This is a genomic window from Nostoc sp. (assembly GCF_036917755.1).
GTDB lineage: Bacteria > Cyanobacteriota > Cyanobacteriia > Cyanobacteriales > Nostocaceae > Nostoc.
Genome location: NZ_JBALFC010000034.1, coordinates 24,598 through 30,972 on the forward strand (window position 1 = coordinate 24,598; position 6,375 = coordinate 30,972).

Annotated in this window: 5 protein-coding genes; all 5 read left to right on the forward strand. The window is 45.4% G+C overall.

Translation table 11 applies throughout. The features are described 5' to 3' along the window. Nucleotides 1–73: 73 nt before the first annotated feature. The 5 genes from pipX (at nt 74) to V7L05_RS09420 (ending at nt 5,993) form a co-directional block, all read left to right on the forward strand. Nucleotides 74–352, forward strand: a complete 279-nt coding sequence (pipX, locus tag V7L05_RS09400; RefSeq protein ID WP_109010971.1) for a transcriptional coactivator PipX — start codon at nt 74–76, stop codon at nt 350–352. Beyond that, nucleotides 349–1,017 (forward strand): YggS family pyridoxal phosphate-dependent enzyme, encoded by a 669-nt coding sequence (locus V7L05_RS09405; RefSeq protein ID WP_335163903.1) that lies wholly within the window; start codon nt 349–351, stop codon nt 1,015–1,017. The genes pipX and V7L05_RS09405 overlap by 4 nt, the downstream gene beginning before the upstream one ends. A 639-nt stretch (nt 1,018–1,656) precedes the next feature. Then, nucleotides 1,657–2,256: a cell division protein SepF gene (locus tag V7L05_RS09410; RefSeq protein WP_292763685.1), complete on the forward strand. Its 600-nt coding sequence runs from the start codon at nt 1,657–1,659 to the stop codon at nt 2,254–2,256. A gap of 86 nt (nt 2,257–2,342) precedes the next feature. Continuing rightward, nucleotides 2,343–3,161 carry a pyrroline-5-carboxylate reductase gene (gene proC / locus V7L05_RS09415; RefSeq protein WP_335163904.1) on the forward strand — a complete coding sequence of 273 codons (819 nt, stop codon included), beginning with the start codon at nt 2,343–2,345 and terminating at the stop codon, nt 3,159–3,161. Nucleotides 3,162–3,317: 156 nt separating this feature from the next. Continuing rightward, on the forward strand, nt 3,318–5,993 hold the full coding sequence (locus V7L05_RS09420) for a DEAD/DEAH box helicase (protein WP_335163905.1): 2,676 nt from the start codon (nt 3,318–3,320) through the stop codon (nt 5,991–5,993). Nucleotides 5,994–6,375: the final 382 nt, after the last annotated feature.

The window sequence follows — 6,375 nt, forward strand, 5'->3', positions numbered from 1 at the left end:
TATCGTCTGAATGTTTGGAATTCACTGCGAAAAGATATACATACTCCCACCTTGACTACACCTTGACTCTTAAATGAATCCAGAAAACGCAGAAACTTACATAAACCATCCAACTTGGGGGTTACTCTACAAAATCTGTATGGTTGATGAGAACCAGGATTTGTTCACCACACTTTATGCCCAGCGCTTATTTTTTTTGGTCGCAAATGACGTTAAAGGTGTTAAATTCCAGTCTCTAGGACGTACTGAGGCTAGAATGATGTTGGAAAATCGCTTACGTACCCTGCGGCGTAGTGGACAATCTCAAGAGTACGATCAGCTTCAGAGTGTTTTCCAACGCACCTTCCAATGAGCAGTTCGATTTCCGAACGTATTGTTTCCATTCGCTCCTCACTGCCAACTTCAGTCCGATTGATTGCTGTTAGCAAGCAAGTTTCTGCCGAGGCCATTCGGTCTGCATACTCCGCAGGAATTCGCGATTTTGGGGAGAGTCGTATTCAAGAAGCCGCCAGCAAACAAGCCGAGTTACAAGACTTACCGGATATTACCTGGCACTTTATTGGACATTTGCAAGGCAATAAAGCCAAAAAAGCCATCGAACAATTCCCTTGGATTCACTCCGTGGATAATTTGAAGCTGGCACAGCGTTTAGATCAATTGGCGCAACAGCTAGGAGTGAGTCCCCAGGTTTGCCTGCAAGTGAAAATTCTTCCCGATCGCAACAAGTCTGGTTGGAGTGTACCAGAATTGTTGGCTGATTTACCCACACTCAATCAATACAAAAATTTACAAATTCAAGGTTTGATGACAATTCCCCCTTCAGGATTAAATGATTCGGAAATTTTAAGTGTGTTTAATCTCAATCGAGAACTGGCAAAAGAAATCCAGGAGCAAAACTGGTCGCACATTAAAATGCAGCACCTGTCTATGGGTATGTCAGGCGACTACGAACTGGCAGTGCAAGCAGGCGCAACGATGGTACGATTAGGAACCATATTGTTTGGCGATCGCTCTTAGGGATTTCCAACAAATAAATTACTACTACTTGACGCCAATGGCATCTTGCCCACCTTTTGCTGTGGGCGGGCAAGATGCCCACCCCACAAGAAGTAGTTGAGTATTTTTTTATTTTGGAAATCCCTTAAAGGATGTTTGTCAAGTCTAATTTATGACTCGCCGCGCGAACTTGGGTTAGCAAGCCCTTGATTTAGCATTAGTCCACGGAGGTGGACTTCGCTTGCGTAGTAGCGAATTATATTCACGCAATGCTTTTAAAAGATCGCTCTTAGCCTATTGTTCATCAACCTTGCAGGGCAGTATTAATAGAAGCTGAGAATTTGATCACAAGAATTTTGTCACAGACTGGTGCAATTGGAAACAAAGGATATAGTATTGACAAGAGTAATCGCCAAGGGAAAATGGGGTATAAAGAACTTTCCTTCGGACAACCCTTAGGATATAATCTTGACTCCTTATGATGTTTAGGCGATGCACAGACCTTTCCAATAAGTGTTAGTTCATCGCCAAAACCCGTAGTATAGGCTACAAATAGCAATAGATTTGCTGAAGTATCCACCGATGTAGCGATCGCTTTTAGCTCAATCAATCTTAAGCCAAGTCAATGCAGGCTATTCGCATCAGGAGAGTACACACACAATGAACAATATCTTTTCCAAACTCAGAGACTTTGTGGGTCTAAATGAGCAAGTGGAATATGAGTATTACGAAGAAGAACCAGAAACAGATAATAATTACCAAAATCTGTATCAGCAAGAAAATCCCCAACCAGCAGCACAAGAGAGCACAGCCGCTCAAAATCGACGCTGGCGGGAACCAGTGCCTACAATGGGAGATGATATAGCAGCAGGTTCAAAGCCAATGGGGAATGTGATTGGTATGCCAGGAGCAATTAACGGAATTTCGGAAGTTTTAGTACTCGAACCACGCACCTTTGAAGAAATGCCCCAGGCAATTCAAGCGCTGCGAGAACGCAAGTCAGTGGTATTAAATCTGACAATCATGGACCCAGATCAAGCTCAACGAGCAGTAGATTTTGTTGCGGGTGGTACTTACGCACTAGATGGACATCAAGAACGTATTGGTGAGAGCATCTTTTTGTTTACGCCAAGCTGTGTGCAAGTTAGCACCCAAGGTGGTGTTCTTCATGAAGTACCACAACCGCCAGCACGTCCCTCTCGTCCTACAGGTTCTTCAAATCAAACCTGGGGCAACGAAACTAACCGAATGGCACAATAAAGTTAAATTAGTCGAAAGTCTAGAGTCAAAAATTCAGAGTAGAAAGTTTTTTGACTCTTGGCTATTCACTATTGACTATGTAAGCAATGACTATAAAATTTGGTTTAATTGGTGGCGGGGTAATGGGAGAAGCGCTCTTATCCCGCCTTATTACGCTTGGAATTTATCAATCATCAGAAGTCATAGTTAGCGAACCGCTATCTTCACGCCTAGATTTTTTGAAACAGCAATACAATGTTGTTGTGACGACAGATAATAGCCAGGTTTTCAGTCAAGCAAAAGAAGTTGTCTTTTTGGCAGTGAAGCCGCAGGTGTTTAGCGCGATCGCTCAAGAACTAGCAGATATTGATATTCTTAATAGAGAACACTCACCGTTAATCATTTCCATCTTAGCGGGTGTAACTTTAAGTCAGTTAGAAGCTGCATTTGTGCAATTGCCAGTGATTAGAGCAATGCCCAACACCCCAGCAACAGTGGGAGCGGGAATTACTGCGATTTGTTCAGGTGCATACACCAGCCGCAAGCACCACCAAATAGCACAGCAAGTTTTTTCGGCTGTGGGGGAAGTAGTGGAAGTGTCAGAAGCGCTGATGGATGCAGTCACAGGACTATCTGGTAGCGGACCGGCTTACGTGGCGCTGTTAGTAGAAGCACTTGCTGATGGCGGAGTAGCCGCAGGTTTACCTAGAGCAATTGCTAATCAACTAGCCTTGCAAACCGTACTCGGAACAGCGAAACTGTTGCAGGAAACCAAACTGCACCCAGCAGAACTCAAAGATCGTGTTACCAGTCCCGGCGGTACAACCATTGCGGGGATTGCCAAGCTAGAACAGGCAGGATTTCGTTCAGCTTTAATTGAAGCAGTCAAAGCTGCCACAGAGCGATCGCAAGAACTGGGAAAGTGAGAGAGTAGGGAGTGGGGAGTGGGTAGTGGGGAAAATTCAATAAAATTTATCCTATTCTCCGTCCCCTACTCCCTACTCCCCACTCCCCATTCCCCCTAACGAAGTTGACAAAAGACTCGTTAGTATAGTAAACAATCTGGTTGCAAATGTGATTGAGTGAATTATTCTGCACCGTCTCCAGAACTTGACTTAGGGACTATATTTCCCTTTGAACTGGATCAGTTTCAAAAAGAAGCGATCGCGTCCCTAAACGCCGGACGCTCCGTAGTCGTATGTGCGCCGACAGGTTCGGGCAAAACATTAGTCGGGGAATACGCCATTTATCGCGCCCTAGTGCGAGGAAAACGTGTATTTTATACGACTCCCCTGAAGGCCCTGTCTAATCAAAAATTACGTGACTTTCGAGAAAAATTTGGTTTTGATCAAGTCGGACTGTTAACTGGAGATGCTTCCATTAACAGGGATGCACCCATTTTGGTGATGACCACCGAAATTTTCCGAAATATGCTCTATGGCACACCCATTGGGCAAATTGGCATCTCATTAGTAGACGTTGAAGCGGTGATACTTGATGAGTGCCACTACATGAATGATCGCCAGCGCGGTACAGTTTGGGAAGAATCAATCATCTATTGTCCCCGTGAAGTGCAACTGGCAGCCCTCTCAGCAACCGTTGCCAACAGCGATCAACTCACCGACTGGCTAAATCGCGTTCACGGTCCAACTGACCTGATTTACTCCGATTTTCGCCCAGTCCCCTTAGAATTTCACTTTTGTAATCCCAAAGGGTTATTTCCCCTGCTGAATGATAGCAAAACCAAAATTAACCCCCGCCTTCAGAAGAAGAAGGGGAGAGGGGGAGAAAGGGAGAAGGGGAGAAGTGGTAGACCAGAGGCTCCTGGCATCATTTATACCTTGAGCCAGTTAGAGCAACGGGATATGCTACCAGCGATTTACTTTATCTTCAGCCGCCGGGGATGTGATAAAGCAGTAGCGGAAGTGGGTGATTTATGGCTGGTAAATAGTGAAGAGTCCCAAATTTTACGGGAACAGATTGATGACTTTTTAGCCCGCAATCCCGATGCCGGCCGTTCTGGACAAATTGCACCCCTGTACCGGGGAATTGCTGCCCACCACGCTGGGATTTTGCCTGCTTGGAAAGCACTGGTAGAAGAACTATTTCAGCAAGGGCTGATTAAAGTAGTATTCGCCACCGAGACACTGGCGGCGGGAATTAATATGCCCGCCCGGACAACAGTAATTTCCACCCTTTCCAAGCGTACCGACACTGGACACCGCCTGTTGAACGCTTCCGAATTTTTGCAAATGGCGGGACGGGCAGGCCGCCGGGGGATGGATAAACAAGGTCATGTGGTGACAGTCCAAACTCCCTTTGAAGGAGCCAAAGAAGCGGCGTATTTGGGAACATCCAAGCCAGACCCGCTAGTTAGCCAGTTTACGCCCAGTTATGGCATGGTACTCAATTTGCTGCAAACCCACACCCTAGAGCAAACCAGGGAACTCATAGAGCGCAGCTTTGGGCAGTACATGGCCACCTTGCATTTAAGGCCAGAATACGATGAGATGGCCGAACTGCAAACACAATTAGCTCAACTTCATAAGCAAATCGTCGCAGTTGATGAAAATGAACTCGCTGTTTATGAGAAATTGCGGCAACGCCTGAAAGTGGAACGCCAGATATTGAAAACCCTGCAAGAGCAAGCGCAGTCAGATCGCCAAGAAGAATTGGGAATGATGTTGGACTTTGCAGTGTCAGGAACTCTGTTAAGTCTCAAGGGCAAAAATATCACAGTTTCTTCACCTGTTACCGCAGTGTTAGTGGGAAAATCGCCTGGTTCGGGTCAAGCTCCTTACTTGGTATGCTTGGGACATGATAATCGCTGGTATGTAGCAACGACAGGGGATGTAGTCGATTTGTATGCCGAACTGCCGCGAGTTGAGGTACCGCCGGAAATACTACCACCGCCAGAGATGCCTTTGAAACCAGGACAGTCGCGCCGTGGCAATGAAGAAACATTTGCGATCGCTGGACGTATTCCCGATCCGATAGAATCTTTGCATCTGGCACCAGAAGTAGCAGAACAACTCAGTCGCCTTACCGCCGTCCAAGAGCAATTAGAAGCTCATCCCCTACATGAATCAGGCAATGCTGCAACGCTTTTCAAGCGCCGCGCCCGCTATGTCGAACTAGAAGCTGAACTTGAACAGTTGCAAGGGCAAGTAGAGCAACAGTCACAACGTCATTGGGAAGAGTTTCTGAATTTAATCTCAATTCTGCAACACTTTGGTGGTTTGGATAACTTAGTCCCCACAGTATTAGGGCGAATCGCTGCCGCCATTCGAGGTGAGAATGAATTGTGGCTGGGTTTAGTATTCGCTAGTGGTGAATTGGGCAACTTAGACCCGCAGCATTTAGCAGCAGCAGCAGCAGCTTTGGTGATGGAAACGCCTCGTCCAGATAGCAAGGTTAACTTTGACCTCAGTAATGAAGTGACAGAAGCCTTGAAAAAATTGCAGGGAATTCGCCGCCAAATGTTCCAACTACAACGGCGCTATAACGTAGCTTTGCCTATATGGTTGGAGTTTGAGTTAATTGCCATAGTAGAACAATGGGCGCTAGGAATGGAGTGGACAGAACTCTGCGAGAACACCACCTTGGATGAAGGCGATGTGGTGAGAATTTTACGGCGGACGTTGGATTTATTATCGCAAATACCCCACGTTCCCCATTTGCCAGACTCTTTCCAACGCAATGCCTATCGGGCGATGCAGTTGATTGATAGATTCCCTGTGAATGAGGTAGTTGAATGAACAGGACAATTTGACATCTTCGCACAACTTGCATAACGGGACTTAACGCTCTTCCATCACTCTTATGACCCACATTCCGCACCCTCAACTGTCACACATCAACAGAAAACCGAACAGTAGTACATAAGAACTAAAATACAAAAAGAGTAAACAAGCTTAATAGTAATAATTACTATTAAGTTTAGTAATCGGCTAGAAAGTTAAGTTTTGTGATGAAGACACAAAAAAGGGATAAGAAGGAGACAACGAAAGAGTTAAGAAAAAATTAATTGATTGATAACAAGAATTACAGCGTATTGCAGGTTTATGAGGTACAGTAACAGCAGTTTGTAAACCAGTTTTTTAAATGCACAGGATTAATCAAATCGAGTGCAGTTGCAAT